Origin of the sequence: Pseudomonas sp. KNUC1026, from assembly GCF_021650705.1 — a bacterium.
GTDB lineage: Bacteria > Pseudomonadota > Gammaproteobacteria > Pseudomonadales > Pseudomonadaceae > Aquipseudomonas.
Genome location: NZ_CP087138.1, coordinates 4,245,672 through 4,271,190, shown reverse-complemented (window position 1 = coordinate 4,271,190; position 25,519 = coordinate 4,245,672). Strand labels below are relative to the sequence as shown.

Annotated in this window: 17 protein-coding genes and 7 pseudogenes; 11 read left to right on the top strand and 13 right to left on the bottom strand. The window is 62.7% G+C overall.

Going from position 1 to position 25,519, the window contains the following annotated elements:
• Positions 1–19 precede the first annotated feature (19 nt).
• Entirely contained in the window at positions 20–790 is a 771-nt protein-coding gene (gene hisF, locus LN139_RS20115; protein ID WP_236355953.1) for an imidazole glycerol phosphate synthase subunit HisF, read from the top strand.
• Between the two features lie 199 nt (positions 791–989).
• On the opposite strand, the gene LN139_RS20110 is transcribed toward hisF, so the two are convergent.
• The 4 genes and pseudogenes from LN139_RS20110 to gpmI all read right to left on the bottom strand — a co-directional run bounded on the left by LN139_RS20110 (position 990) and on the right by gpmI (position 6,073).
• Positions 990–1,760, bottom strand: coding sequence for a divergent polysaccharide deacetylase family protein (locus LN139_RS20110; protein ID WP_236355942.1), 771 nt, complete (start codon positions 1,758–1,760; stop codon positions 990–992).
• A gap of 1 nt (position 1,761) precedes the next feature.
• Positions 1,762–3,105, bottom strand: a complete 1,344-nt coding sequence (locus LN139_RS20105; protein WP_236355940.1) for a S41 family peptidase — start codon at positions 3,103–3,105, stop codon at positions 1,762–1,764.
• Between the two features lie 37 nt (positions 3,106–3,142).
• Positions 3,143–4,436: pseudogene (locus LN139_RS20100) on the bottom strand (murein hydrolase activator EnvC family protein).
• Positions 4,437–4,537: 101 nt separating this feature from the next.
• Positions 4,538–6,073 (bottom strand): 2,3-bisphosphoglycerate-independent phosphoglycerate mutase, encoded by a 1,536-nt coding sequence (gene gpmI / locus LN139_RS20095; protein WP_236360535.1) that lies wholly within the window; start codon positions 6,071–6,073, stop codon positions 4,538–4,540.
• A 199-nt stretch (positions 6,074–6,272) separates the two neighbouring features.
• Between gpmI and LN139_RS20090 the strand changes: the two genes are divergently transcribed.
• Genes LN139_RS20090 through secB form a run of 3 tightly spaced genes read left to right on the top strand, consistent with a single transcriptional unit; the run spans position 6,273 to position 7,446 of the window.
• Positions 6,273–6,686, top strand: a complete 414-nt coding sequence (locus LN139_RS20090) for a rhodanese-like domain-containing protein (protein ID WP_236355938.1) — start codon at positions 6,273–6,275, stop codon at positions 6,684–6,686.
• 1 nt (position 6,687) lies between these two features.
• Positions 6,688–6,942: a glutaredoxin 3 gene (gene grxC / locus LN139_RS20085; protein WP_236355936.1), complete on the top strand. Its 255-nt coding sequence runs from the start codon at positions 6,688–6,690 to the stop codon at positions 6,940–6,942.
• Positions 6,943–6,975: 33 nt separating this feature from the next.
• On the top strand, positions 6,976–7,446 hold the full coding sequence (gene secB, locus LN139_RS20080) for a protein-export chaperone SecB (protein ID WP_236355926.1): 471 nt from the start codon (positions 6,976–6,978) through the stop codon (positions 7,444–7,446).
• A 17-nt stretch (positions 7,447–7,463) separates the two neighbouring features.
• On the opposite strand, the gene trmL is transcribed toward secB, so the two are convergent.
• The gene (trmL, locus tag LN139_RS20075; RefSeq protein WP_236355924.1) at positions 7,464–7,919 is read right to left on the bottom strand and encodes a tRNA (uridine(34)/cytosine(34)/5-carboxymethylaminomethyluridine(34)-2'-O)-methyltransferase TrmL; all 456 of its coding nucleotides are present in this window, start codon (positions 7,917–7,919) and stop codon (positions 7,464–7,466) included.
• On the opposite strand from trmL, the gene LN139_RS20070 reads away from it, so the two are divergent.
• Entirely contained in the window at positions 7,918–8,340 is a 423-nt protein-coding gene (locus LN139_RS20070) for a hypothetical protein (protein ID WP_329610975.1), read from the top strand. The two genes, trmL and LN139_RS20070, sit on opposite strands and share 2 nt — an antisense overlap.
• A 605-nt stretch (positions 8,341–8,945) precedes the next feature.
• On the opposite strand, the gene ntrC is transcribed toward LN139_RS20070, so the two are convergent.
• From ntrC to glnA, 5 genes and pseudogenes are all read right to left on the bottom strand, one after another.
• Positions 8,946–10,382 (bottom strand): nitrogen regulation protein NR(I), encoded by a 1,437-nt coding sequence (gene ntrC, locus LN139_RS20065; RefSeq protein WP_236355914.1) that lies wholly within the window; start codon positions 10,380–10,382, stop codon positions 8,946–8,948.
• A complete protein-coding gene (glnL, locus tag LN139_RS20060) occupies positions 10,379–11,464 on the bottom strand; it encodes a nitrogen regulation protein NR(II) (RefSeq protein ID WP_236355904.1) in 1,086 nt (361 codons plus the stop codon). The genes ntrC and glnL overlap by 4 nt, the downstream gene beginning before the upstream one ends.
• A gap of 236 nt (positions 11,465–11,700) precedes the next feature.
• Positions 11,701–12,302: pseudogene (locus LN139_RS20055) on the bottom strand (DUF4124 domain-containing protein).
• Entirely contained in the window at positions 12,302–12,826 is a 525-nt protein-coding gene (locus LN139_RS20050; RefSeq protein ID WP_236360533.1) for a DUF4124 domain-containing protein, read from the bottom strand. Before LN139_RS20050 ends, LN139_RS20055 begins: the two are co-directional and overlap by 1 nt.
• Before the next feature lie 155 nt (positions 12,827–12,981).
• Complete coding sequence (gene glnA / locus LN139_RS20045) at positions 12,982–14,391, bottom strand: glutamate--ammonia ligase (RefSeq protein WP_236355901.1); 1,410 nt, start codon at positions 14,389–14,391, stop codon at positions 12,982–12,984.
• 330 nt (positions 14,392–14,721) lie between these two features.
• Between glnA and thiI the strand changes: the two are divergent.
• Together thiI and typA are read left to right on the top strand one after the other, a co-directional pair.
• Positions 14,722–16,175, top strand: a pseudogene (thiI, locus tag LN139_RS20040) (tRNA uracil 4-sulfurtransferase ThiI).
• Positions 16,176–16,303: 128 nt separating this feature from the next.
• A pseudogene (gene typA, locus LN139_RS20035) lies at positions 16,304–18,114 on the top strand (translational GTPase TypA).
• Between the two features lie 76 nt (positions 18,115–18,190).
• Here typA and LN139_RS20030 read toward each other — a convergent pair.
• Positions 18,191–18,592: a YkgJ family cysteine cluster protein gene (locus tag LN139_RS20030; RefSeq protein WP_236355899.1), complete on the bottom strand. Its 402-nt coding sequence runs from the start codon at positions 18,590–18,592 to the stop codon at positions 18,191–18,193.
• Positions 18,593–18,772: 180 nt separating this feature from the next.
• On the opposite strand from LN139_RS20030, the pseudogene LN139_RS20025 reads away from it, so the two are divergent.
• A pseudogene (locus LN139_RS20025) lies at positions 18,773–21,206 on the top strand (glycogen/starch/alpha-glucan phosphorylase).
• 189 nt (positions 21,207–21,395) lie between these two features.
• A pseudogene (locus LN139_RS20020) lies at positions 21,396–22,404 on the top strand (class 1 fructose-bisphosphatase).
• Between the two features lie 163 nt (positions 22,405–22,567).
• Here LN139_RS20020 and LN139_RS25855 read toward each other — a convergent pair.
• Both LN139_RS25855 and LN139_RS25850 read right to left on the bottom strand, forming a co-directional pair.
• Positions 22,568–23,332, bottom strand: a complete 765-nt coding sequence (locus LN139_RS25855; RefSeq protein ID WP_442964455.1) for a methyl-accepting chemotaxis protein — start codon at positions 23,330–23,332, stop codon at positions 22,568–22,570.
• Between the two features lie 90 nt (positions 23,333–23,422).
• Positions 23,423–24,448: pseudogene (locus tag LN139_RS25850) on the bottom strand (HAMP domain-containing protein); the annotation flags it as partial.
• A 217-nt stretch (positions 24,449–24,665) separates the two neighbouring features.
• Here LN139_RS25850 and LN139_RS20010 point away from each other — a divergent pair.
• Positions 24,666–24,920, top strand: a complete 255-nt coding sequence (locus LN139_RS20010; RefSeq protein WP_236355894.1) for an outer membrane protein assembly factor BamE — start codon at positions 24,666–24,668, stop codon at positions 24,918–24,920.
• Positions 24,917–25,471, top strand: a complete 555-nt coding sequence (locus LN139_RS20005; RefSeq protein WP_236355892.1) for a lipocalin family protein — start codon at positions 24,917–24,919, stop codon at positions 25,469–25,471. Before LN139_RS20010 ends, LN139_RS20005 begins: the two co-directional genes overlap by 4 nt.
• Positions 25,472–25,519: the final 48 nt, after the last annotated feature.

Here is a 25,519-nt window from a genome sequence, read left to right as displayed (position 1 = left end):
CGCCCCGGAGGCTTGCAGCATGGCTTTAGCGAAGCGAATCATCCCTTGCCTGGACGTGGATAACGGCCGGGTGGTCAAGGGCGTGAAGTTCGAGAACATCCGCGATGCCGGTGACCCGGTCGAGATCGCCCGCCGTTACGACGAGCAGGGCGCCGACGAAATCACCTTCCTGGACATCACCGCCAGCGTCGATGGCCGCGACACCACGCTCCATACCGTCGAGCGCATGGCTAGCCAGGTGTTCATCCCGCTCACCGTTGGCGGCGGTGTACGCACCGTGCACGACATCCGTAACCTGCTCAACGCCGGTGCCGACAAGGTGTCGATCAACACCGCCGCGGTGTTCAACCCTGAGTTCGTCGGCGAGGCTGCGGCCCGCTTTGGCTCGCAGTGCATTGTGGTGGCGATCGATGCGAAGAAGGTGTCCGGGCCGGGCGAAACGCCGCGCTGGGAGATCTTCACTCACGGCGGCCGCAAGCCTACCGGGCTGGACGCGGTGGAGTGGGCGAAGAAAATGGAAGGCCTGGGCGCCGGTGAGATTCTGCTCACCAGCATGGACCAGGACGGCATGAAGAACGGCTTCGACCTGGGCGTCACCCGCGCCATCAGCGACGCACTGGGCATCCCGGTGATCGCCTCCGGCGGTGTGGGCAACTTGCAGCACCTGGCCGATGGGGTTATCGAAGGCCACGCCAGCGCCGTGCTGGCGGCGAGCATCTTCCACTTTGGCGAGTACACCGTGCCTGAAGCCAAGGCCTACATGGCGGCGAGGGGCATTGTGGTTCGCTGAGAGGGCTTGCGCGTGTCGCGCGGCGAGCCGCCCTCCCACTTTGGATTGTGTTTCAACTCGAGTCATCCAGTGGGAGGCCGGCTAGCCGGGCGACGGGCGACGAGCCGCCCTCGCACTTGGATTGTGTTTCAACTCAAGTCATCCAGTGGGAGGCCGGCTTGCCGGGCGACGTGCAACGTGCAACGTGCAACGAATGGCCCTAGTGGTAAACCCCATCCTTCCCATGCCCGGCCATCGCCCGGTTGCCGCGCTCGGCAATCAGCTGCCGGATCGGAATCCACTCAACCCCGGCAGCCTTCAGCCGCGGCAGTTCGCGCTCCAGCACATCCAGCGTCACCGGATACGGGTGGCCGATTACCACGGCCGAACCCTGCTTCCTGGCCACTCGAATAGCGGCCTGCAACTGGCCGCTGATCGCTTCGGCGGTGCGCGTGTCATCCAGGAACACATCCCGTGATGCGCTGGCAAGGTCGATGGCCTGAGCCTTGGCAGCAGCGACCGTCTTGGCGCTGGTGCGGCTGTCGATGAAGAACAGCCCGCGCTGCTGCAGTGTTTGCATGAGCATGGCCATCGCCTCGGGCTGGGCGGTCATGCGGCTGCCTTCGTGATTATTGATGCCGGCAGCGTAGGGCACGGCCTTGAGCGCAGCGGCGAGCCGCTCGGAGAGCTCGGCCATGGGCAGGTCAGGCCGCCAGGCGAACGGGCCGCCGGCAGGGTCCATGGGCATATGGAGCATCACTGTTTTGCCGGCCTTGTGCGCTTCGCGGGCGAATTCGGCGGCGTGAGGTGTGTCAGGCATCACCGCCAGTGTCACCGGCCCCGGCAAGGCCAGGGCGCGGCGGTCGCGGGGCAGGTTTTGCCCAAGGTCGTCGATGATCAGCGCGATATAGGCATGCTTGTGCGGCTCATCGGCATGGGCGGCGCCTGGCAGCAACAGGGCTGCAAGGGCCAGCAGGCAGGCGCGCCACATCTCAGTTGCCGCCGCGCGTTACCTTCAAGCCTTTGAGCAGCGACAATGCCTGGCTGAGCTGGAAGTCGTCATCCTGCGGGCGGGCCTTCTTGCTGGTACCTGGCGCGGCATTGCGGGTCGGGCGGTCGGCGCCGCCGTTGCCGTTACCCAGGTGGCCCTGCAGGTCGGCTTCCTTGAAGTTCTCGCTGTCGCTCTCGGCGGTGACCTTGGCCTGGCGCACTTCCACGTCCGGCGTGATGCCTTGGGCCTGGATCGAGCGGCCATTGGGGGTGAAGTACAGCGCCGTGGTGAGCTTGAGGGCGCGGTCGTTGGTCAACGGCAGCACGGTTTGCACCGAGCCTTTTCCGAAGCTGTCGGTGCCCATCAGGATGGCGCGCTTCTGATCCTGCAGGGCGCCGGCGACGATCTCGGAGGCCGAAGCGCTGCCACCGTTGATCAGCACCACCAGCGGCACACCTTCACTCTGGTCGACCGGGTCGGCATTGAAGCGCAGCTCGGAATTGGGCAGGCGGCCTTTGGTGTAGACGATCAGCCCGGAAGTGAGGAAGTTGTCCGCCGTTTGCACCGCCGCTTGCAGCACGCCGCCCGGGTTGTTGCGCAGGTCCATCACCAGCCCGTTGAGCTTCTTGTTGCCGTTCTGCTTCTTCAGCTGGGCCAGGGCCTTGGCTACTTCATCGCCGGTCTTGACCTGGAATTGAGTGATGCGCAGGTAGCCGTAGCCGTCCTCGAGCATCTGCGCTTTTACGCTCTTGACCTGAATGATCGCGCGGGCAAGCGTCACGTCGAACGGGTTGCCGCCGTCACGCACCAGGGTCAGGGTGATTTTTTCGCCGACCTTGCCACGCATGCGGTCCACCGCCTCGTTCATGCTGGCGCCGCGAGTAGGCTGGCCGTTGATCTTCACGATCAGGTCGCCAGCCTGGATGCCGGCGCGGCTGGCCGGAGTGTCGTCGATGGGCGAGACGACCTTGACGAAGCCGTCTTCCACGCCGACCTCGATGCCCAGGCCGCCGAATTCGCCGCTGGTGCTCTCTTGCAGCTCGGCAAAATCCTCAGGCCCCAGGTAAGCCGAGTGCGGGTCGAGGTTGCTGAGCATGCCTTTGATGGCGTTTTCCAGCAGGGTCTTGTCGTCGACTGGCTCGACATAGGCCGCCTTGATACGGTCCATCACCTCGGCGAAGGTGCGCAGCTCGTCCAGCGGCAGCGGGTCCTTGGTGGTGACGGTGGCCGCCGGCGCTGGTGCTGCGGGCTTGGCAGGTGCCGGTTCGGCCGCGTGCACCAAGGGCGCGCCAGCCACCAGGGCAACGGTGAAGGCCAGCGAGGTAAGGCGGGGCAAATGCAGCATGTCGAACGAACTCCTGATCCGATTTACCGGCGCCGCGTCAGCCGCGGCACCACTGTGCAGGGTCGGTTGCCCGACCTTGCTGGCGAATTGCGAAATACAGCGCTGGCGTATCCTGGCCACCGCTGTTGCCGACGGTAGACAGCGCCTCGCCAGCCTTGACCACATCGCCGGCATGCTTGAGCAGCGTCTGGTTATGCCCGTACAGGGTCAGGTAGCCGTCGCCATGGTCGAGAATGACCAGAAGCCCGGCGCCCCGCAACCAGTCTGCAAACACCACGCGGCCGCCGTGTACTGCTCGAACGGTAGCACCGGCGGGGGCGGAGATCATGACGCCATCCCATTTGGTGCGTTCGTCCGAGCCGCGTGTATCGCCGAAACGCGCCAACAATCGACCATCGACAGGCCATGGAAGTTTTCCACGGGCCGCGCCAAATGCGCCGCCGAAATTCTCGCCCGCGCTTGAAACCATCTGCCCGGGCTACGGCGCGGCCGAGCAGGGGCTTCGTCTTCGTCATCCTTGGGCGCTGGGCGTGATGCGGCAGCCGCTGCTTCACGGCGCTTGCGCTCCTCTTCCTGCTGAGCGAGCAGCGCACGCTGGCGAGCCTCTTCGGCCTCCTTGGCTATGCGCTGCTCGATAGTCTTGAGGACCTGGTTCAGCTCGGCCTGGTCTTGCCGGCGCGCCTGCAATTTGTTGTCGCCGGCCTTGTACTGGTCGTTGAGCTTGGCCAGCGCGTCGCGGCGCTGCTGGCGCACCTTGTCGAGTTCGCTGCGCTGTTCGGTCAGCTGGCTTTGCTGCACCAACTGCTGGGCCTGCTCCATGGAGATCTGCTTTTCCACATCGGCCAGTTGCCGCAGGGTTTCGTTGAAGCTGCGCAGCTGCTGCAGCCGCGCTTTGCTCATGTAGTCGTAATAGGTGAGCGTTCGGGCGAATTTTTCGGGGTTTTGCTGGTTGAGCAGGAGTTTGAGGTATTCCTGGCGGCCGCCCTGGTAGGCGGCCCGGGCCTGGATAGCGATCAGTTGCTGCTGTTCAGTGCGCGCGCTCTGGAGTTTTTTTCTCACCGTCGAGGCGTTGCAGCTCGCTGTCGCTCTTTTTTAGTTCGTTTTGCAGGGCCTCCACCTGCTTTTCCAGCTTGCCCATTTCGGTTTCGGTATCGCGCAGGTCTTTTCTGCACACCGCCGCGCTCTTGCTGGATCTGGCCCAGCGTTTTCTTGAGGTCGGCGATGTCCTGGCGGGTTTTTTCCAGTTGCTGCTGGGTCTGGGCGCGGTCGTCGTCGGCCATGGCCGGCAGAATCACGCACGCCAGTGCTAAGGCGAGGAGGGTGCGAAGCATCGAGAGGAGGGCACCGTTAGTGGGGACCGGCCTAGTATGCCCGCCCCGGGAAAATGTTTCGAGATCAAACAGGGGCGGCACGGGCCGCCCCACTTATTGCCTCAAGCGTCGGCCAGGATGCTGGTGCCGGTCATTTCCTGCGGCTTGGCCAGGCCCATCAGGAACAGCATGGTGGGCGCCACGTCGGCCAGCACTCCGCCTTCGCGGACGCGCACGTTGCGCTTGCCCACATAGATGAAGGGCACGGGCTCGGTGGTGTGCGCGGTGTGCGCCTGGCCGGTGTCTTCGTCTTCCATCTTCTCGCAGTTGCCGTGGTCGGCGGTGATCAGCGCTTCGCCACCGACTTTCTCCAGCGCAGCGGTGATGCGGCCCACGCAGGTGTCGAGGCACTCGACCGCCTTGACCGCAGCAGCCAGCACGCCGCTGTGGCCGACCATGTCGCCGTTGGCGTAATTGACCACGATCACGTCGAAGCGCTGGTGCTCGATGGCATCGACGATCTTGTCGGTGACTTCAGGCGCGCTCATTTCAGGCTGCAGGTCGTAGGTCGCGACCTTCGGCGAAGGGATCAGGATGCGCTCCTCGCCTTCGAAGGGCTCTTCGCGGCCGCCGGAGAAGAAGAACGTGACGTGGGCGTACTTCTCGGTTTCGGCGATGCGCAGCTGGGTCTTGCCGTTCTTGGCCAGGTACTCACCCAGCACGTTGTTCAGGCCGCTGGGGCCGAAGGCGGCCGGGGCTGGGATCTTCGCCGAGTACTGGGTGAGGCCCACATAGGCGGCAAGCTTGGGTTGGCGCTTGCGTGGGAAGTCGGCGAAACCGTCTTCGACGAACACGCGCGACAGCTCGCGGGCACGGTCGGCGCGGAAGTTCATGAAGACCACCGAGTCGCCGTCTTCGACCCGGACCGGGGCGCCGATGGCCGTGGCTTTGACGAACTCGTCGCTCTCGCCACGCTCGTAGGCAGCTTCCAGGCCCTCGACAGCACTTGCGGCCTGGTATTGCGCAGCGCCGTCGACGATCAGCTCATAGGCAGCGGCTACGCGATCCCAGCGGTTGTCGCGGTCCATGGCGAAGTAGCGGCCGATCAGGCTGGCGGTGCGGCCTTTGCCCAGCTGGGCGAAAGTGGCGTCCATCAGCTCGAGCGAGGCCTGTGCGCTCTTGGGCGGGGTATCACGGCCATCGAGGAAGACGTGCAGGTAGAGTTTCTCGGCGCCGCGTTCGGCAGCCAGTTTGGCCATGGCCACGATGTGGTCCTGGTGGCTGTGCACGCCGCCATCGGAGAGCAGGCCCATCAGGTGAACGGCTTTGCCAGCTTTCACGGCTTTGTCGACCGCGCTCACCAGCAGCTCGTTGCTGAAGAAGTCGCCATCGCGGATGGCCTTGGTGACCCGCGTGAAGTCCTGATACACCACGCGGCCAGCGCCAAGGTTCATGTGGCCGACCTCGGAGTTGCCCATCTGCCCATCAGGCAAGCCCACATCTTCGCCGGAGCCGGAGATCAGCCCGTTGGGCTGCTGCGCCACGAGGCGATCGAGGTTGGGCTTTCTGGCGGCGTAGACGGCGTTGTTCTCGTGGTGCTCGCTGTGCCCGAATCCGTCCAGAATGATCAGGACCAGGGGCTTGGGCGTGGTAGTCATGGCGATGGGCTCGCGGCTGTTGTCATGGGAAGCGGGCATTTTAGGGCAAAACGCCCGCGGCTGACGAAAAAGGTTGGCTAGCCTGCCAATGACCGGCAAAGCCCGCCCCGGTTCCGTGAAACTGGCGCCGGGCGGGCTTTGGCCGGCCCTGCCGGGCGCGGTATACTGGCCGCCATTTTAACGCCGTGGAACCCGCTTGATGGTCGCTCATCTGCTCGAATTCGCCACCAATCACTACCTGCTCGTCGGCCTCTTCGCCGTGCTGCTCGCTTTGCTGCTGGCCCATGAAATGAAAGGCGGTGGCCGCTCTATCGGCACCCGTGAACTCACGGCCCTGGTCAACGCCGACAAAGGCGTGGTCATCGACATCCGCACCAAAAAGGATTTCGCCGGCGGCCACATCGTCGATGCGATCAACATCCCCCAGGACAAACTCACCGCGCGCATGGCCGAGCTTGAAAAGCACAAGGCCAAGACGCTCATCATCGTCGACGCCATGGGCCAGCAGGCCGGCGCCGTCTGCCGCGACCTGCTCAAGGCCGGCTTCAACGTCGCGCGCCTGAGCGGCGGCATCTCCAGCTGGCGGGGCGACAACCTGCCGGTGGTGAAGTGACATGGCACACGTCATCGTCTATTCCAGCGACTGGTGCCCCTACTGCATGCGGGCCAAGGGCCTGCTGACCGGCAAAGGGGTCGAGTTCCAGGAGATCAAGGTCGACGGCAAGCCTGCGGTACGCGCCGAAATGGCCAACAAGGCCGGGCGCACTTCGGTGCCGCAGATCTGGATCGACGATCAGCACGTCGGCGGTTGCGACGACCTTTACGCCCTGGAGCGCGCCGGCAAGCTCGACACGCTGCTGGGCCTCTGACTTACCCAAACTCACGCCAAGAAGGCCAATGCCATGAGCGAACAGAACAACGCTGCGGAAAACGAACCGCAATTCTCCCTCCAGCGCATCTACGTGCGTGACCTGTCGTTCGAAGCGCCCAAAAGCCCGGCGATCTTCCGCCAGGCGTGGGAGCCGAGCGTTTCGCTGGACCTGAACACCCGCCAGAAGTCGCTGGAAAACGACTTCCACGAAGTGGTGCTCACCCTCTCGGTAACGGTCAAGAACGGCGACGAAGTAGCCTTCATCGCCGAAGTGCAGCAGGCCGGCATCTTCCTGATCAAGGGCCTGGACGCACCGTCCATGAGCCACACCCTGGGTGCGTTCTGCCCCAACCTGCTGTTCCCCTACGCGCGTGAAACCCTCGACAGCCTGGTGGTCCGCGGTTCGTTCCCGGCGCTGATGCTGGCCCCGGTGAACTTCGACGCCCTGTACGCGCAAGAGCTGCAGCGCATGCAAGCCGCTGGCGAGGCGCCCGAGGCCTGAGCCCCGGGCCACGGCGGTTATGCGAAGCCTTGCTGGCGCCAGGCTTCGTAGACCGCCACCGCGACGGTGTTGGACAGGTTCAGGCTGCGGCTGCCCGGCCGCATTGGCAGGCGCAGCCGCTGCTCTGGCGGATACTGTTCACGCACCTCTTCTGGCAGGCCCCGGCTCTCCGGGCCGAACAGAAACGCATCCCCTGGCTTGAATGCCACGTCATGAAACGGCTGCGACCCTTTGGTGGTGAACGCGAACACGCGCGGGTTGCCCAAGGCTTCGAGGCATGCCTCAAGGTTTTCATGGCGTTGCAGCGGCGCGTATTCGTGATAATCCAGGCCAGCCCGGCGCAGGCGTTTGTCATCCAGTTCGAAGCCCAGCGGCTCGATCAGGTGCAGGTGGCAACCGCTGTTGGCGCACAGCCTGATGACGTTGCCGGTGTTCGGTGGGATTTCCGGTTGAAAAAGGATGACGTGAAACATGCACGGCTCCGAGCAAAAAGACGGCCGCCATTCTAACCCCGAAGCACTCCCCCCACGCGCCTCTCTGTGGCCGCGGGTGCTGGTGTCGCTGGCGATTGTCGGCCTGATGGTGGGGTTGATGATCGGCCGCCTGACTGAAACCGTGCCCAGCTCCCTGGACCGTATCGAGCTGCACCCGGACCAGTTGGTACTGTGGTTCGACCGTGAGCCTGAGGTGCAGGCCGATACTTACGAAGGCGCCTTCGCTGTGCGCTTCCAGGCCCATGGCGCTGACGCTTCAGGCGAATTGCTGGTGGGTGGGCATCCGGCCAAATGGCGTGTGCGCCAGGCCGGCCAGCAGCAGCTGTTGCTCAGCGTGGTCGCTGCGCGGCACTTGCAGGGGGATTGGACGGGGAGAAGGTCGATGGGCGCTGGAGGCTGAGCGTCAGCCTCCGGGAGCAGCAATAAAGAAGGGGAGCACCCGGCCTGCCTGTACCAGGGTCCCCGAAGGGAATGAAGGGTGGCGCTGCCACAACCTTCGACGTAAAGCGGGGGTTCTCCGGCCTGCCTGTACCAAAGGCCCCCAAAAGCGTGGTGGGCTCACGGCCAGTTGGGCCTGCGAGTCCCGGTCATAAAGTGGGGATTCCCCGGCCTGCCTGTACCAAGGTCCCCTAAACGGGTTGTGATTGGACTATTGCAGTGTGCGTGCCAGGTTTTGATTTTGGGTGTGTATTCTTTTTAACTTTTTGATTTAAAAGAACTTAATTTCACATCTTTGATATTTTGGCTCAGCAGGCTATGCCTGCGGTGTCGGCTGGCTATGTGGTACGCCTTCGCGCGGTGCAACATAGGGCGCCCGTGCACCGTGCTGAAACAAAATGACACTTATGAAAAACCCCGCCGGCGCGGGGTTTTGCCAAGTCAGTGACGCGCTCGGCCAGTCAGGTCGTAGGAGGGCGGCTCGCCGCGCGACGTGCCGGTGTGATCAGATCAAGCTGGCACGTCGCCCGTTACACGGCGTCCGGCAAGCCGGCCTCCCACAGCTGTTCAGCTATCCTCGCCGTCCTCGTCATCCCCGCCATCGACCTTCATCCCCAACTCCTTGATCTTGCGCGTCAGGGTGTTGCGCCCCCAGCCCAGCAACACAGCCGCGTCGCGCCGGCGGCCGGCAGTGTGCTTGAGCGCAGTTTCGATCATGATCCGTTCGAAGCTTGGCACGGCGCTGTCGAGCAGGCTCGATTGGCCACGGGCCAGCGCCTGGTCGGCCCACTGCCGCAGGGCCTGTTCCCAGTTGGTGACCGGTGCCGAGTCTTGCGGCACGCTCAGCAGCTCTGGTGGCAGGTCGCTGATATGCACTTCGCGGCCCGAGGCCATGACGGTGATCCAGCGGCAGGTGTTCTCCAGCTGGCGTACGTTGCCGGGCCATGGGAGGTTCTTGAGGTAGTCCTCGGTTTCGGTCTTGAGCAGTTTGGGCTCGACCGCCAGCTCCTGCGCGGCACGGCCCAGGAAGTGCTTGGCCAGCGTGGGGATGTCCTCGCGGCGGTCGGAGAGCCGCGGGATATGGATGCGGATCACGTTCAGCCGGTGGAACAGGTCCTCGCGGAACTTGCCGGCATGCACCAGCCCTTCGAGGTTCTGGTGGGTCGCCGCGATGATGCGCACGTCTACCTTCACCGACGTGTGCCCACCGACGCGGTAGAACTCGCCATCGGCCAGCACTCGCAACAGGCGGGTCTGGGTTTCGGCCGGCATGTCGCCGATCTCATCCAGAAACAGCGTCCCGCCGTCGGCCTGTTCGAAGCGGCCTCGGCGCAGGTTGGCCGCCCCGGTGAAGGCGCCCTTTTCATGGCCGAACAGCTCCGACTCCATCAGGTCTTTCGGGATGGCCGCCATGTTCAGCGCAATGAACGGCGAGGCCGCACGCGGGCTGTGGCGGTGCAGAGCGTGGGCGACCAGCTCCTTGCCGGTGCCGGACTCACCGTTGATCAGCACAGTGATGTTGGAGTGGCTCAACCGGCCGATGGCGCGGAACACCTCCTGCATCGCGGGCGCCTCGCCGATGATCTCGGGCGTGCGCGTAAGCGTGGGCGCAGCTTCCAGGCCTTGCTGCTCCTGGGCGTGCTGGTTGGCACGCTTGACCAGCGAAACGGCTTCATCCACATCGAATGGCTTGGGCAGGTATTCGAACGCGCCACCCTGGTAGGACGCCACCGCGCTGTCGAGGTCCGAATGCGCGGTCATGATGATCACCGGCAGGCGCGGATGCTGCTCGCGAATGCGAGCCAGCAGGTCCAGGCCGCTCGCGCCCGGCATGCGGATGTCGGAAATGATCACGTCGGGCTGCTGGCGGGCCAGCCGGCTCATCACCCCGTCGGCGCTGTCGAAGCTCTGGGTGGTCATGCCTTCCTGTTGCAGGGCTTTTTCCAGTACCCAGCGGATGGAGCGGTCGTCATCGACGATCCAGACGGTTTCACTACGGCTCATGACGAGGCGGCTCCTTGTTCAAGCGGCAGGAAGATCGAGAAGACCGTGTGGCCGGGGTGGCTCTCACACTCGATCAGGCCTTGATGCTGGCTGATGATGTTCTGGGTAATGGCCAACCCCAGCCCGGTACCGTCCGGGCGGCCGCTGACCATAGGATAGAAAATGGTTTCCTGGAGTTCGGCCGGGATACCGGGGCCGTTGTCCATGATGTCGATCTTGGCCACCAGGCGATGACGCACGTGGCCGATGGTGAACTGACGCATGGCACGCGTACGCAGGGTGATGCGGCCCAGCCGCAGCTCGTTTTGCCCGCTGATGGCCTGCATGGCGTTGCGCACGATGTTGAGCACGGCCTGGATCATTTGCTCACGGTCGATCAATACATCCGGAATGCTCGGGTCGTAGTCGCGCACCAGGGTCACGCCGCCCTGGGTTTCGGCGTCCACCAGGTGGCAAACGCGCTCCAGCACCTCGTGGGCGTTGCACATGGCGAGCGACGGTAACTTGTTCGAGCCCAGCATGCGGTCGACCAGGTTTCGCAGGCGGTCGGCTTCTTCGATGATGACGTTGGTGTAGTCCTTGAGCTGCTCTTCAGGCAGCTCGCGTGCCAGCAATTGGGCGGCCCCGCGAATGCCGCCCAGCGGGTTCTTGATCTCGTGGGCAAGGCCGCGCACCAGCATCTTGGTGGTTTCCTGCTTGGACAGCTGCGCCTCTTCCTTGGTGATGCGCAGCAGGCGGTCGCGCGGCAGCACCTCAAGCAGCAGCAGGGTCTGGCCCTGGTTGAGGATGGGCGTCACGGCGTAATCGACAGTGATGCTCTGGCCAGTCATGCCCGTGAGCTGCGCTTCGCGCTTGGTGAACGGGTGTGCGTGCTCCACAGCCTGGCGCAAGGATGCCAATGCTTCAGGCGACTCGGTGAACAGCTCACTGATGAACTGGCCATGGCTGCGCTGGCCGCTGATCGCCAGCAGCATCTCGGCCGCAGGGTTCATGTACTCCAGGCGCAGGTCGGCATTGAGCAGAATCGTTGCAGTGGTCAGGTTGTCCAGTAACAGCCGGTGCAGCGCATCGCTGATGGTCATGTTGGGCGTGTGACCTCTTTTGGTACAGGGCAGCCGGGCTCAAGCCGGTGCCGGTCCCGTTTTTGGGCGCGGGCAATCCGCTGGTGCACTGAAAATGCAAAATCCAAACCAAGGCTCTGAAAACAGGCAGGATTATTGGCGCGCGCTGCAAACAGGGGCCTGAGCGTCGCTCGCGGGCAAGCGGAGGCTGCGATTATGTGCCGAATCCGTGCACAGCTGTGCGCCTTTTCGGTGCATCAGTCGTCAGCAGGCTTCATCGAGGGTGGGCATTCCGGCCGGCTGCCGTAGTCGTCCTTCTGGCAGGGCTTCATTCGGCGCTTTTGCGACAGCGACATGCGCTGCATGAAGAAGCTTTGCGAGGCGGTTTGCTCAACCACCCGGCCCTGAGCGTCGATGATGCGCACTGCCAGCCTATGCTCGCCCCGGTCGACGTTCGCCAGCGGGATTACCGGGCTGGTGCCTGCGGTGCCGACGGGATTGTCGTCCAGCAGCAGCTCGAACAGGTCCCCCGGCATCAGCGCCGGCTCGCTGGTCAGGGTGACCACCACCTCTCCGCCTGCATGGCTGACGGTACCCTCGGGGCCGGCGACAGAATGCGCAGCAGGTCGTAGTGAGCGATACGAGCCGGCTGGCGACGCGGGCTGGCCTTGCCAGGAGTTGCGGCGGGCGCCGCCTTGGGCACCGAAATGGCGGGAGTGGTGGGTATCGACATCGGCTTGGCCCCCGGCCGGGGCTGGTCGGTATAGGCGCGGTTACCGTTGCTGTCGATGTAGGTATAGACCTGTGCCGAAGCTGCAGTGCATATCGAAAGCAATACAGGGAACAGCCAGCCACGCATCAACGATGTACCCGCTGCACGGTGAACGTCACGGTTTCGCTCTGCTGCACCATCACATCGCCTGCGATCACCCGCACGGCCAGGTTGTGCTCGCCGCGGTCGGCGTTGACCACTTGCAGCCGTGGCACGTTGCCAGGCTCCCCATAAGGGTTGCCGTCGAGCACCAGTTGCAACATATGCCCGGGCTTGAGCTTGGGCACCAGGCTTACGCCCACGGTGAACGTGCCATTGTTCGCTCGGAGGGCTTCTTCGTTAGGCAGGTCGGCCAGCGCAAGTACGCTGTATGCCTGGCTCTGCGCGTTAGGGCGTGAGGCCGGGGGAGGGGCCGGCTCCGGCTCGGGAGCTGCTGTTGGCGGGCTGGGCGATACGCTGTTGAGCGGAGGCAGGTTGACCTCCTTGGCCTTGCTGCCGCCCGGTGGCTGGTTGGTGTACACGGTATTGCCGTTGGCATCGGTGTATTTGTAGATCTGCGCCACGCTCACCGATGAGGCCAGCAAGGCAAGCAACAGAACGAGACAGCGCATGGTGAACACTCGCACGGTGGCCAGCCTGTGCGGCCGCCTTCGGTTGCCAGCATAGAACAGCTCGGGGAGCGGGAACACCAGCAGGGCGCTCCGGGCTGCAATCGGAAATGAAAAAGGCCTCCCGAAGGAGGCCTCTTCAACACGCTACGCGGGGATCAGACGCTGTAGTACAGGTCGTATTCCAGCGGGTGAACGAAGGTACGGACCTTGATCTCTTCTTCGCTCTTCAGGGCGATGTAGGCGTCGATGAAATCGTCGCTGAACACGCCGCCCTTGGTCAGGAACGCACGGCCAGCGTCCAGCGCTTCCAGGGCTTCCTTCAGGCTGCCGCACACCTGCGGGATTTCCTTGGCCTCTTCAGGCGGCAGGTCGTACAGGTTCTTGTCGGCAGCATCGCCTGGGTGGATCTTGTTCTGGATACCGTCCAGGCCGGCCATCAGCAGTGCAGCGAAGGCCAGGTAGGGGTTGGCAGCCGGGTCCGGGAAGCGCGCTTCGATGCGGCGAGCTTTAGGGCTCGACACGTACGGGATGCGGATCGAGGCGGAACGGTTGCGAGCCGAGTAGGCCAGCATTACCGGCGCTTCGAAGCCAGGCACCAGGCGCTTGTAGGAGTTGGTCGACGGGTTGGTGAAGCCGTTCAGGGCCTTACCGTGCTTGATGATGCCGCCGATGAAGTACAGCGCGATGTCGGACAGGCCGGCATAGCCTTCGCCTGCGAAGGTGTTCTTGCCGTCTTTGGAGATCGACATGTGCACGTGCATGCCCGAGCCGTTGTCGCCATACAGAGGCTTGGGCATGAAGGTCGCGGTCTTGCCATAGGCATCGGCGACGTTATGCACAACGTACTTCAGGGTCTGGGTTTCGTCGGCCTTCTTCACCAGGGTGTTGAACTTGACGCCGATTTCGTTCTGGCCGGCAGTCGCCACTTCGTGGTGGTGAACTTCGACGGTCAGGCCCATTTCTTCCAGGGCATTACACATGGCAGTGCGGATTTCGTGGTCGTGGTCGACCGGCGGAACCGGGAAGTAGCCACCTTTGACGCCCGGGCGGTGGCCCAGGTTGTTGCCGCCTTCGATGTCGCCATCGGTCATCCACGAACCTTGATCGGAGAAGATCTTGAACATGGAGCCGGAGATGTCGGACTTGAACTTCACGCCGTCGAAGATGAAGAACTCAGGCTCGGGGCCGACGAACACGGTGTCGCCGATGCCGGTGGACTTGAGGTATTCCTCGGCGCGGTGGGCGATGGCGCGCGGGTCGCGGTCGTAACCTTGCATGGTCGAAGGTTCGATGATGTCGCAGACCAGAATGATGGTCGGCTCTTCGGTGAACGGGTCGAGCACAGCGGTTTCGTCGTCCGGCATCAGGATCATGTCGGAGGCTTCGATGCCTTTCCAGCCGGCGATCGACGAGCCGTCGAACATCTTGCCGCTTTCGAAGAATTCGTCGTCCAGCGCATCACGGGCCGGCATGGTGACGTGCTGTTGTTTGCCTTTGGTATCGGTGAAACGCAGATCAATCCACTTGACGTCATGATCTTTGATGAGTTGAACCGTCTTCGACATGTTGTCCTCCGGGTAATCAGGGCCAGGTTGAGTGCGGCCCTGCAATAGGGGTGATGGCCGGCGACCAATAGTCGACTGCGGCAACCTGCCTCACAAGGGAGCAATTTGCATGCCAGTGCCCAAAGTTGGGCCAGAGCGGCGAAATCGCTGTTTTCGCGGGGCTTTGTATGAATAATCGCCAATCAGTGTGGGCGGTGTTGGTGCGCGGGACTTTCTTAATGCACTGATTTGGTGCTTTGGCGTGCCTCTCATAATAGTTGGTCAAAGGTTGAACAATTTCCGCTATAATGCCGCCCCTTTTTCCACCAGGCTTATCGCGCACGCGGCTCCATGAAACTCATCGTCAAAGTCTTTCCAGAAATCACCATCAAGAGCCGGCCGGTGCGCAAGCGCTTCATCCGCCAGCTCGCCAAGAATATCCGCGTGGTGGCCCGTGACCTGGACCCTGACCTGGCGGTGACTGGCGTATGGGACAACCTGGAAGTCAACACCCGGCTCGAATGCGAGAAGGCCCGCCGCGAACTGGTCGAGCGCCTGTGCTGCACGCCGGGCATCGCGCATTTCCTGCAGGTGGATGAGTACCCGCTGGGCGATTTCGACGACATCGTCGAGAAGTGCAAGACGCATTTCGGCCACCTGTTGCCCGGCAAGATCTTTGCCGTGCGCTGCAAGCGCGGTGGCCACCACAGCTTCAGCTCCATGGACGTCGATCGCTACGTCGGTAGCCAGCTTCGCCAGCAATGCGGCGCCGCCGGCATCGACCTCAAGCGCCCGGAAGTGGAAGTGCGTATCGAGATCCGCGACCAGCGCCTGTTCGTGGTGCACAACCAGCATCAGGGCATCGGCGGCTACCCGCTCGGGGCGCTGGAGCAGACACTGGTGCTGATGTCCGGCGGCTTCGACTCCACCGTGGCGGCCTATCAGATGATGCGCCGCGGCCTGATGACGCACTTCTGCTTCTTCAACCTCGGTGGCCGTGCCCACGAGCTGGGCGTGATGGAAGTGGCTCACTTCCGTGGAAGAAGTACGGCAGCTCGCACCGCGTGCTGTTCATCAGCGTGCCGTTCGAGGAAGTGGTTGGCGAGATTCTCGCCCAGGTCGACGACAGCCAGATGGGCGTGATCCTCAAGCGCATGATGCTGCGCGCCGCCACCCGCCTGGCCGACCGGCTGCAGATCGACGCGCTGGTGACCGGCGAGGCGATCTCGCAGGTGTCCAGCCAGACGCTCACCAACCTGTCGATCATCGATTCGGCCACGCCCCGCCTGGTGCTGCGCCCGCTGCTGGCCACGCACAAGCAGGACATCATCGACACCGCCACGGCCATCGGCACTGCGGACTTCGCCAAGCACATGCCCGAATACTGCGGTGTGATTTCGGTGAACCCCACAACTGCTGCCCGCGGCTACCGCATCGAGCGTGAAGAAGCACGCTTCGACATGCTGGTACTGGAGCGCGCCCTGGAGCGCGCCAGGCTGGTCCCGATCGACAATGTGATCGACGAGCTGGGCAAGGAAGTCGAGGTAGAAGAAGTCGCTGAGGCGCTCCCGGGCCAGGTAGTGGTCGACATCCGCCACCCTGACGCTCAGGATGATGCACCGCTGGCGCTGGAAGGCGTCGAGGTCAAGGCCTTGCCTTTCTATGCGCTGAACAGCCGCTTCAAAGAGCTGGACGCCGATCGTCAATACCTTCTGTACTGCGACAAAGGTGTCATGAGCCGCCTGCATGCTCATCACCTGCTCAGCGAGGGGCACGCCAATGTGCGCGTTTATCGTCCGGCATAAAGTGCCGGGCCTGAACGGCGGCAGCATTCGGCACCGCCCTCCCGACGCCTGAACTGCCCGCTGCACCCGTTCACTCTGCCTGGCGCACTGGCGCCGGCCTTACGCATTCATCGATCGAGACACGCCCTGTGAGAAACAATCTCCGCAACATCGCCATCATCGCCCACGTTGACCATGGCAAAACCACCCTGGTCGACAAGCTCCTGAAACTGTCGGGCACCCTGGACCGCAAAGAAGCCGAAGGCGAGCGGGTGATGGACTCCAACGACCAGGAACGCGAGCGCGGCATTACCATCCTGGCGAAAAACACCGCTCTGAAGTGGAACGGCTACGACATCAACATCGTCGACACCCCCGGCCACGCCGACTTCGGCGGTGAAGTAGAGCGCGTGATGTCGATGGTCGACTCCGTGCTGCTGGTGGTCGACGCCCAGGACGGCCCGATGCCACAAACCCGCTTCGTGACCCAGAAGGCGTTCAAGGCCGGCCTGCGCCCGATCGTCGTGGTCAACAAGATCGACCGCCCGGGCGCGCGCCCTGACTGGGTCATCGACCAGATCTTCGACCTGTTCGACAATCTCGGTGCCACCGACGAGCAACTGGACTTCCCGATCGTTTACGCCAGCGCCATCAACGGCATCGCCGGTGATGATCCGGAAAGCATGGCCGAAAACATGGACCCGCTGTTCGAAGCCATCATCAAGCACGTGCCGGTTCCGGTCGTCGATGCTGACGGCCCGTTCCAGATGCAGATCTCCCAACTGGACTACAACAGCTTCCTGGGTGTGATCGGCATCGGCCGCATCGCCCGTGGCCGCATCAAGCAGAACACCCCGGTGGTGGCCATCGACGACGACGGCAACAAGCGTACCGGCCGCGTGCTGAAAATCATGGGCCACCACGGCCTGCAGCGCATGGAAGTTCAGGAAGCCGAAGCCGGTGACATCATCTGCGTCAGCGGCATGGACGAGCTGTTCATTTCCGAGACCCTGTGCGACCCGCAGAACGTTGAGGCGCTGCCGCCGCTGACCGTTGACCAGCCGACCGTGAGCATGACCTTCCAGGTCAACGACTCGCCGTTCGCCGGTAAAGAAGGCAAGTTCGTGACCAGCCGCAACATCAAGGACCGCCTGGACAAAGAGCTGCTGCACAACGTGGCCCTGCGCGTCGAGCAAGGCGATTCGCCCGAGAAGTTCAAGGTCTCCGGCCGTGGCGAGCTGCACCTCTCGGTACTGATCGAAAACATGCGCCGCGAAGGCTTCGAGATGGCCGTTGGCCGCCCTGAAGTGGTGATCATCGAGAAGGACGGCGAGAAGCAGGAACCCTACGAGAACGTCACCATCGACGTCGAAGAGCAGCACCAGGGCCCGGCAATGGAGCAGATGGGCTTGCGCAAGGGCGAGCTGACCAACATGGTGCCGGACGGCAAGGGCCGCCTGCGCCTGGAGTACGTCATTCCGGCACGTGGCCTGATCGGCTTCCGTAACGCCTTCCTGACCATGACTTCCGGTACCGGCATCCTGACCAGCACCTTCGAAAAATACGGCCCGATCAAAGGCGGCGCTGTAGGCCACCGCCAGAACGGCGTGCTGGTTTCGATGGCAGCGGGCACTGCGCTGACTTACTCCTGGAAACCCTGCAGGACCGCGGCAAGCTGTTCCTCTCGCCAGGCGACGAGGTTTACGAAGGCATGCTGGCCGGCATCAACTCGCGCGACAACGACTTGGTGATCAACCCCACCAAGGGCAAGAAGCTCGACAACATGCGCGCTTCGGGCAAGGACGAAACCATCCAGCTCACTCCGGCAATCAAGTTCACCCTGGAGCAGGCCCTGGAGTTCATCGATGACGACGAACTGGTTGAAGTCACGCCGAAGTCGATCCGCCTGCGCAAGAAACTGCTGAACGAGAACGAGCGCAAGCGTGCTTCGAAGGGCTAAGAGCCTTTGAGCTACGAGCCTCTGGCTACGAGCCGCAAGCTGGTTTGCTTGTAGCTTGTAGCTTAAAAACCGGCCCTCAGCGGGCCGGTTTTGGTTTATAGGCGCAATACCCCGGCCGTGGCCCGATCTTCGGGTGGTTGCGGCAGGTGTCAGGGCGGCGCTCATAGATGGTGCACAGCCGGCTCTTTCGGTCCAGATACAGGCAATCGTCGTTGCTCATGCGTACCAGAGTGAAGATCCCGCTTTTCTGGTTGAACCGCTCCACAATCCCTTCTTTCTGCAAGCGTTTGGCTACGTTTTTCGGTGGTTCGTCCTTTTCGAACTCATCCACCACGCCGATGCGGATCAGGTCCTTGATGCGCACCTCCACCGGCAACGTGCAGCAGCTGGACATGCAGCTCCCACACATGTGGCTGGCGTACTTCTGCCAGGTTTCCAGGCGGTCGAGTTCAGCGGCGGCAATCAGGGTCGGTCTCATGGCATTCACGCAAGGTTCAACGAAGGCGCGCGATGATACCCGCGCGGCTGATCAATAAGTATCCATCGGCCGGTTTTTTGCTTTCTTGGGAGCAAATGTACTCGAACCCGACACGCCGCCTTCTGTCAGAGCGTCTAGTCTGATCTCATTCGCCTTCTTTTCCAGTGCCGAGGACGCCTCATGTCTCAGGAACCCCGCAAAGTTAACGTCGATGTAAACGAATTTCGTGATGCAGTACTCGCCAAACTGACCTACGCGGTGGGCAAGGACCCCGAGCACGCTTTTGAGCACGACTGGTTTCAGGCCATCGCCCTGGCGGCCCGCGACCAGATGGTCGATCACTGGATGGACCACACCCGGCAGATCTACCGCAGCCAGCAAAAGCGGGTGTATTACCTCTCCCTGGAATTCCTCATCGGCCGACTGCTCACCGACAGCCTGAGCAACATGGGCCTGTTGGATGTCGCCCGTGAGGCGATGGATAGCCTTGGTGTGGATTTCGACAAGATCAAAGTGCTAGAACCGGACGCGGCGCTGGGCAACGGTGGCCTGGGGCGCTTGGCAGCGTGCTTCATGGAAAGCATGTCGACCCTGGGTGTGGCCGCTCACGGTTATGGCATACGCTATGAACACGGCCTGTTCCGCCAGGCCGTGATCGATGGCTGGCAGCAGGAACAGACCGAGACCTGGCTGGATTTCGGCAACCCATGGGAGTTCGAGCGCCCCGAGGTGATCTACCCGATCAGCTTCGGTGGCCATGTCGAGGCCAGCAGCCTGGGCCGGCAGGTGTGGGTGCCGAGCGAAACAGTCCGTGCAGTGGCCTATGACACCCCTGTGGTGGGCTGGCGCGGCAAGAGCGTGAACACACTGCGCCTGTGGCGCGCACGGGCGATGGAAGACTTGCACCTGGAGCGCTTCAACGCGGGCGACCACCTGGGTGCAGTTGCAGACGTGGCCCGCGCCGAAAGCATTTCGCGCGCGCTGTACCCCGCCGACAGCACCGAGGCAGGTCAGGAACTGCGGCTGCGCCAGGAGTACTTCTTCGTTTCTGCGTCGCTGCAAGACCTGCTGCGCCGCCACATCAATATGCACAACACCGTCACCAACCTGGGTGAGCACGTTGCCATCCAGATGAACGACACGCACCCGTCCATCGCCGTGGCCGAGCTGATGCGCCTGCTGGTGGATATCCACGAGCTGCCATGGGCGCAAGCCTGGAAGGTAACGGTAGACCCTCAGCTACACCAACCACACATTGCTCCCCGAGGCGCTCGAAACCTGGCCGGTAGGGCTGATGGAGCGCATGCTGCCGCGCCACATGCAGATCATCTACCTGATCAATGCTGAGCACATCGATGGCCTGCGCGCCGAAGAGATGCATGACTTCGACCTGCTGCGCTCGGTGTCGCTGATCGACGAAGCCAACGGCCGCCGCGTGCGCATGGGCAACCTGGCGTTCCTGGGCTCGCACAGCATCAACGGTGTGTCTGCACTGCACACTGACTGATGCGCAGCACCGTGTTCGCCGACTTCAACCGCCTGTACCCGGACCGCATCAACAACAAGACCAACGGCATCACCTTCCGCCGCTGGTTGTACCAGTCCAACCCCAAGCTGACCTCCATGCTGGTCGACAAACTCGGTGAGAGCGTGCTCGATCACCCCGAGACCGAGCTCAAAGGGCTGGACCAGTTTGCTGAAGACGCCACCTTCCAGCGCCGCTTTGCCGACCAGCGCCTGCACAACAAGGAGTTGTTGGCGCAGATCATTCAGGAGCGGCTGAGTGTGACGGTCGACCCGAAAGCGTTGTTCGACGTGCAGGTCAAGCGCATCCACGAGTACAAGCGGCAACTGCTCAACCTGTTGCACACCGTGGCGCTGTATCAAGCCATCCGCGCCACGCCCGAGAAGCCTTGGGCACCGCGGGTGAAGATCTTCGCCGGCAAGGCAGCGGCCAGCTATCACCAGGCCAAGTTGATCATCAAGCTGGCCAACGACATCGCCCGCACTGTGAACAACGACCCGACCGTGCGCGGCCTGCTCGAAGTGGTGTTCCTGCCCAACTACAACGTAAGCCTGGCGGAGCGCATCATTCCGGCGGCCGACCTTTCCGAGCAGATCTCCACGGCAGGGTATGAAGCCTCGGGCACCAGCAACATGAAGTTTGGCCTCAATGGTGCATTGACCATCGGCACCATGGATGGCGCCAACGTCGAAATGGCTGACCACGTGGGCCAGGAGCACATGTTCATCTTCGGCCTGACGGCGGATGAAGGTGGAGGCACGCAAGCACAATGGCGATTTCAGCGCCCACGGCGAGGCCGCCAATTCGCACCGGCTCAACGATGTGCTGCAGGCGATTCGTGGCGGTACTTTCTCGCCGGATGACCCGTCGCGCTATGCAGGCCTGATCGAGGGGCTGCTCAACTACGACCGTTTCCTGCTGTGCGCTGACTTCGAGTCGTACTGGGCCGCCCAGATGCGCGTGGAAGAACTGTGGCGCCAGCCCAAGCAATGGTGGCGTTCGGCGATTCACAACACAGCGCGCATGGGCTGGTTCTCCTCCGATCGCACGATCGGCGAATACGCCAAGGACATCTGGAAAGCGCTCTAGAAGCGCCCTGGGGGCGAAAGCTGCAAGCCGAAAGCTTCAAGTGGAGCCAGAGCCGCATGGTGATGCACCAGCGGCTCTTGCTTGAAGCTTGAAGCTGGAGGCAACTTCCGCCGTGCCGGACGGTCTGACGGGCTGCGCTGGTGTACACTGCGCGGGTTCCAACATCCCCCTCGAAGCCGGAGTTCCTCCATGTCTCGCGTTACCCTCAGCCGCTATCTGATCGAGCAGACTCGCAGCAACAATACCCCTGCCGATTTGCGCTTCCTTATCGAAGTGGTCGCGCGTGCCTGCAAGGAAATCAGCTACGCCGTGTCCAAGGGCGCCCTGGGTGGCGTACTGGGCAGCATGGGCACTGAAAACGTCCAGGGTGAAGTGCAGAAAAAGCTCGACGTGCTCTCCAACGAAATTCTGCTGGAAGCCAACGAGTGGGCGCGGCCACCTGGCCGGCATGGCGTCCGAAGAAATGGACAACGCCTACCAGATTCCCGGCAAATATCCCAAGGGCGCGTACCTGCTGGTATTCGACCCGCTCGATGGATCTTCCAACATCGATGTGAACGTGTCGGTCGGGACCATCTTCTCGGTGCTGCGTTGCCCTGAGGGCTATCTGAGCCAGAACGACAGCCTCGATGAAAAAGCTTTCCTGCAGCCTGGCACCAAGCAGGTTGCGGCCGGTTACGCGATCTACGGCCCACAGACCATGCTGATCCTGACTCTGGGTGACGGCGTGAAGGGCTTTACCCTCGATCGCGAGATGGGCAGCTTCGTGCTGACTCACGAGAACATCCTGATCCCTGAAAGCACCGCTGAATTCGCAATCAACATGTCGAACCAGCGCCACTGGGAAGCCCCGGTCAAGCGCTACGTCGATGAGTTGCTCGAAGGCAAGGAAGGCCCGCTGGGCAAGAACTACAACATGCGCTGGATCGCCTCGATGGTGGCCGACGTGCACCGCATCCTGACGCGCGGTGGTCTGTTCATGTACCCGCGCGACGCTCGCGAACCCTCCAAACCCGGCAAGCTGCGTTTGATGTACGAAGCCAACCCGATGTCGTTCATCGTCGAGCAGGCTGGCGGCGTATCTACCGATGGGCACCAGCGGATTCTCGACATTCAGCCTGAGGGGCTGCACCAGCGGGTGGCGGTGTTCCTCGGTTCGAAGGAAGAGGTCGAGCGGATCACCGGGTACCACAAGTAACCAAAGCCTGAGATGTCGCGCGGCGAGCCGCCCTCCCAGGGGTGAACTGCAGGAGCGCAGATCACGAAGTGGGAGGCCGGCTAGCCGGGCGACGTGCAATGGGCATCTTGGAATGTCGCGCGGCAAGCCGCCCTCCCACCGAATGATCTGCGGGGGTTTTATTTCAGATCCTGAAACTGCCTACCAGCTGCTTGAGCCGGCTCACCTGCTGCTCCAGATCACCACAGGCACGCAAGGTCGCCTGCAAGTTCTCCACACCCTCCTGATTCAGCATGTTGATCTCTGAAATATCCTGATTGAGGGTGTCGACCACGGCGGTCTGCTCTTCCGTGGCAGTCGCCACCGACTGATTCATCCCATCGATCTCACCAATGCGCAGGGTCACGCTGCTGAGGCGTTCGCCCGCCTGATTGGCGATGCCAACACTGCTTTCGCTCTGCACCTGGCTTTCGGTCATCTTGCCGACGGCCTGGCGCGCGCCCACCTGCAACTCCTCGATCAACGTCTGAACCTGCTGCGCCGACTCCTGGGTGCGGTGCGCCAGGTTGCGCACTTCATCTGCCACCACCGCGAAGCCGCGGCCGGCCTCGCCGGCGCGTGCGGCCTCGATCGCCGCATTGAGCGCCAGCAGGTTGGTCTGCTGGGAAATACCGGTGATCACCTCGAGAATCTGGCCGATGTTCACTGTATTGGTGTTCAGAGTTTCGATGGTGCCGCAGGAGTCGCTGATCTTCGCCGACAGTTCTCCCATCGCCGCGATGGTGCTGTCGACCACCTGCTGGCCCTGGCTCGCCAGGTTGCGGGCGTCGCTGGAGTGCTGCGAGGCGAGGGCAGCGTTCTGCGCGATTTCCTGAGCGGCCGCGCCAAGCTGGTTGATCGCGGCCGCCACGCTGTTGGTGCGCTGGGCCTGCTGGTCGGAGTTGCCCATCGAGGCGTTGGATGCCTGCACCACACGGCCGGCCACCTCGTGCACCTGTGCCGCCGCCGAGGACACTTCGCGGATCGACTCGTGAATCCTCTCCAGGAAACGGTTGAAGGCGGAGCCCAACTGGCCGAACTCGTCGTTGCCGTGAATGGCCAGGCGGCGCGTGAGGTCGCCCTCACCCTGGGCGATATCCTCCATGGCCTTGCCCATCACGCGCAAAGGCGCCATCAACACACGGATCAGCACGCCGAGCAGGCCAATGATCACCAGCACCGCGATGGCCGTTGCAATCAGTGCCGAGGTGCGGAATTCGCCGAGCATGCTGTAGGCCGCGTCCTTCTCCAGCATCAGGCCGACGTACCAGTTGGCGCTGGCGATGCCGCTGACCTGTGTAAAAGAGATCAACTGAGGCTTGCCGTTGAACTCCACTTCCTTGAGGCCGGGGGTGAGTGAGGGCGCGCCCTGAGGGAAGGCCTCGATCAGCGGCTTGAGCACCAGCTTGGGGTCTGAGTGGATCAGGATCTTGCCGCTGGCGCTGACGATGAATGCCTGGCCATGGCCTTCGAAGTTCAGCGAGTTGATGATTTCGCTGATACGGGCGAGGTCGATGTCTGCGCCAGCCACACCAATCAACTGCCCGGCACGCTGGACGGGTGCGGCCACGGTGACCACCATCTTGCCGCTGGAGGCCGCGATGTAAGGCTCGGTGACGGTTGCAGCGCCAGCGGCGGTCGCCGCCTTGTACCAGCCGCGTGCGCGCGGGTCGTAGTCGGCGGGTCGATTGCCGGCCGGTACCGAGAACATGAGCCCTTCGGCGCTGCCGAAATAGCTCAGCTGGAAATTGGCTGGATACACCGGCAGCCCGACGATGCCGGGCAACTGGGCGGGCTCTGTTCCTTGGGCAGCCAGTTGTTGTGCCATCGATTGCAGCAGCTCGATCCTGCCTTGCAACCAGGTCTGCACGTTGCTGGTGGTCAACGCACCAAGCTCGTTCATGGTCGATTCGGTGTTCTGGCGCAGCGATTGGCGTTGGCGGTAGTCGTTGAACAGGATGAAGCAGGCAAAGGCCAGGGCCACGATCAAGGCTGCGACCAGCAGGATCTTGTGGCTGAATTTCATGTTTTGAGTTCGCATGGCACGTAGGCTCGAGGCAGGGGCGGGGACGGGGCGTGCATTATTTTTTTGGACGTAAGTGCACGTTGTCAGGCGTTTCGGCAGGTGTTTGGAAAAGATGAGCCCTTTCGTCGTGGCCAAGCGAGGCGGTAATTACCCGGTGGTCGGGAACCCGAAACCCTTTTGCCCCTCAAACGAACACCGCCTGTTCCGGAGTTGTTCCATGTATTCCCGCGTTTTGGCTCTGTTTGCGTTGTGCCTGGCTTTGGCCGGTTGCAACAAATTGACCTTGGAAAATTACAAGAAGATTGAAACCGGCATGAGCCGGGCCGCTGTCGAGCAGGTGCTCGGGCAGCCCGAGAAATGCACCGGCACGGCTGGCATGGCCAGTTGCACCTGGGGTGACGAGCAGCGCTTCGTGAGTGTTCAGTACGCCGCCGACAAAGTCGTGCTCTATACCGAGCAGGGCTTGCAATGAGGGCATGGCTGGCCGCTGTAGGGTTGATGGTGCTTGCAGGCTGCGCGACTCAGGGGGAAGACCTGGCTCCCAACACCGTGGGCAAGGTGAACCTCAAGCGGTACCAGGGCATGTGGTACGAGCAGGCGCGCTTGCCGATGTTCTTCCAGCGTGACTGCGCCCAGTCCGAAGCTCACTACCAGCTCAAGGCTGACGGCAATGTCGATGTGCTCAACCGCTGCCGCACGCTTGAGGGGCAGATGCAAGAGGCCCACGGCACCGCCCGGAGCGTTTCGCCAGGTACTGATGATCGGCTCAAGGTCAGCTTCGATACATGGTTTTCCGGTGTGCTGCCGGGTATCGCCACGGGTGACTACTGGATCATCTATCTCAGTGATGACTATCGCTACGCCATAGTCGGGCACCCCAGCCACAAATACCTCTGGCTGCTGAGCCGCAGCCGGACCGTGCCTGAGGACATCCGCCAGTTGCTCATGGCCAAGGCGCGGCAACAGGGCTACGACACCAGCCGCTTGATCTGGCGTACCCCTGACAGCGACATCCGGCATTGACGCAGGTTGGCAGAAGGCCAAGCGCTTCTATCTCCCTGCGCCGATAAG

Bases quoted from the DNA above. Each gene is read 5' to 3' on its own strand.
- grxC (WP_236355936.1), top strand. From the start codon at position 6,688: ATGGCACACGTCATCGTCTATTCCAGCGACTGGTGCCCCTACTGCATG.
- secB (WP_236355926.1), top strand. From the start codon at position 6,976: ATGAGCGAACAGAACAACGCTGCGGAAAACGAACCGCAATTCTCCCTC.
- LN139_RS20070 (WP_329610975.1), top strand. From the start codon at position 7,918: ATGCACGGCTCCGAGCAAAAAGACGGCCGCCATTCTAACCCCGAAGCA.
- LN139_RS20050 (WP_236360533.1), bottom strand. From the start codon at position 12,826: ATGCGCTGTCTCGTTCTGTTGCTTGCCTTGCTGGCCTCATCGGTGAGC.
- LN139_RS20005 (WP_236355892.1), top strand. From the start codon at position 24,917: ATGAGGGCATGGCTGGCCGCTGTAGGGTTGATGGTGCTTGCAGGCTGC.
- glnL (WP_236355904.1), bottom strand. From the start codon at position 11,464: ATGACCATCAGCGATGCGCTGCACCGGCTGTTACTGGACAACCTGACC.
- ntrC (WP_236355914.1), bottom strand. From the start codon at position 10,382: ATGAGCCGTAGTGAAACCGTCTGGATCGTCGATGACGACCGCTCCATC.
- gpmI (WP_236360535.1), bottom strand. From the start codon at position 6,073: ATGACTACCACGCCCAAGCCCCTGGTCCTGATCATTCTGGACGGATTC.
- LN139_RS20110 (WP_236355942.1), bottom strand. From the start codon at position 1,760: ATGTGGCGCGCCTGCCTGCTGGCCCTTGCAGCCCTGTTGCTGCCAGGC.
- trmL (WP_236355924.1), bottom strand. From the start codon at position 7,919: ATGTTTCACGTCATCCTTTTTCAACCGGAAATCCCACCGAACACCGGC.
- LN139_RS20105 (WP_236355940.1), bottom strand. From the start codon at position 3,105: ATGCTGCATTTGCCCCGCCTTACCTCGCTGGCCTTCACCGTTGCCCTG.
- LN139_RS20030 (WP_236355899.1), bottom strand. From the start codon at position 18,592: ATGAGACCGACCCTGATTGCCGCCGCTGAACTCGACCGCCTGGAAACC.
- hisF (WP_236355953.1), top strand. From the start codon at position 20: ATGGCTTTAGCGAAGCGAATCATCCCTTGCCTGGACGTGGATAACGGC.
- LN139_RS20090 (WP_236355938.1), top strand. From the start codon at position 6,273: ATGGTCGCTCATCTGCTCGAATTCGCCACCAATCACTACCTGCTCGTC.
- LN139_RS25855 (WP_442964455.1), bottom strand. From the start codon at position 23,332: ATGGGCAACTCCGACCAGCAGGCCCAGCGCACCAACAGCGTGGCGGCC.
- glnA (WP_236355901.1), bottom strand. From the start codon at position 14,391: ATGTCGAAGACGGTTCAACTCATCAAAGATCATGACGTCAAGTGGATT.
- LN139_RS20010 (WP_236355894.1), top strand. From the start codon at position 24,666: ATGTATTCCCGCGTTTTGGCTCTGTTTGCGTTGTGCCTGGCTTTGGCC.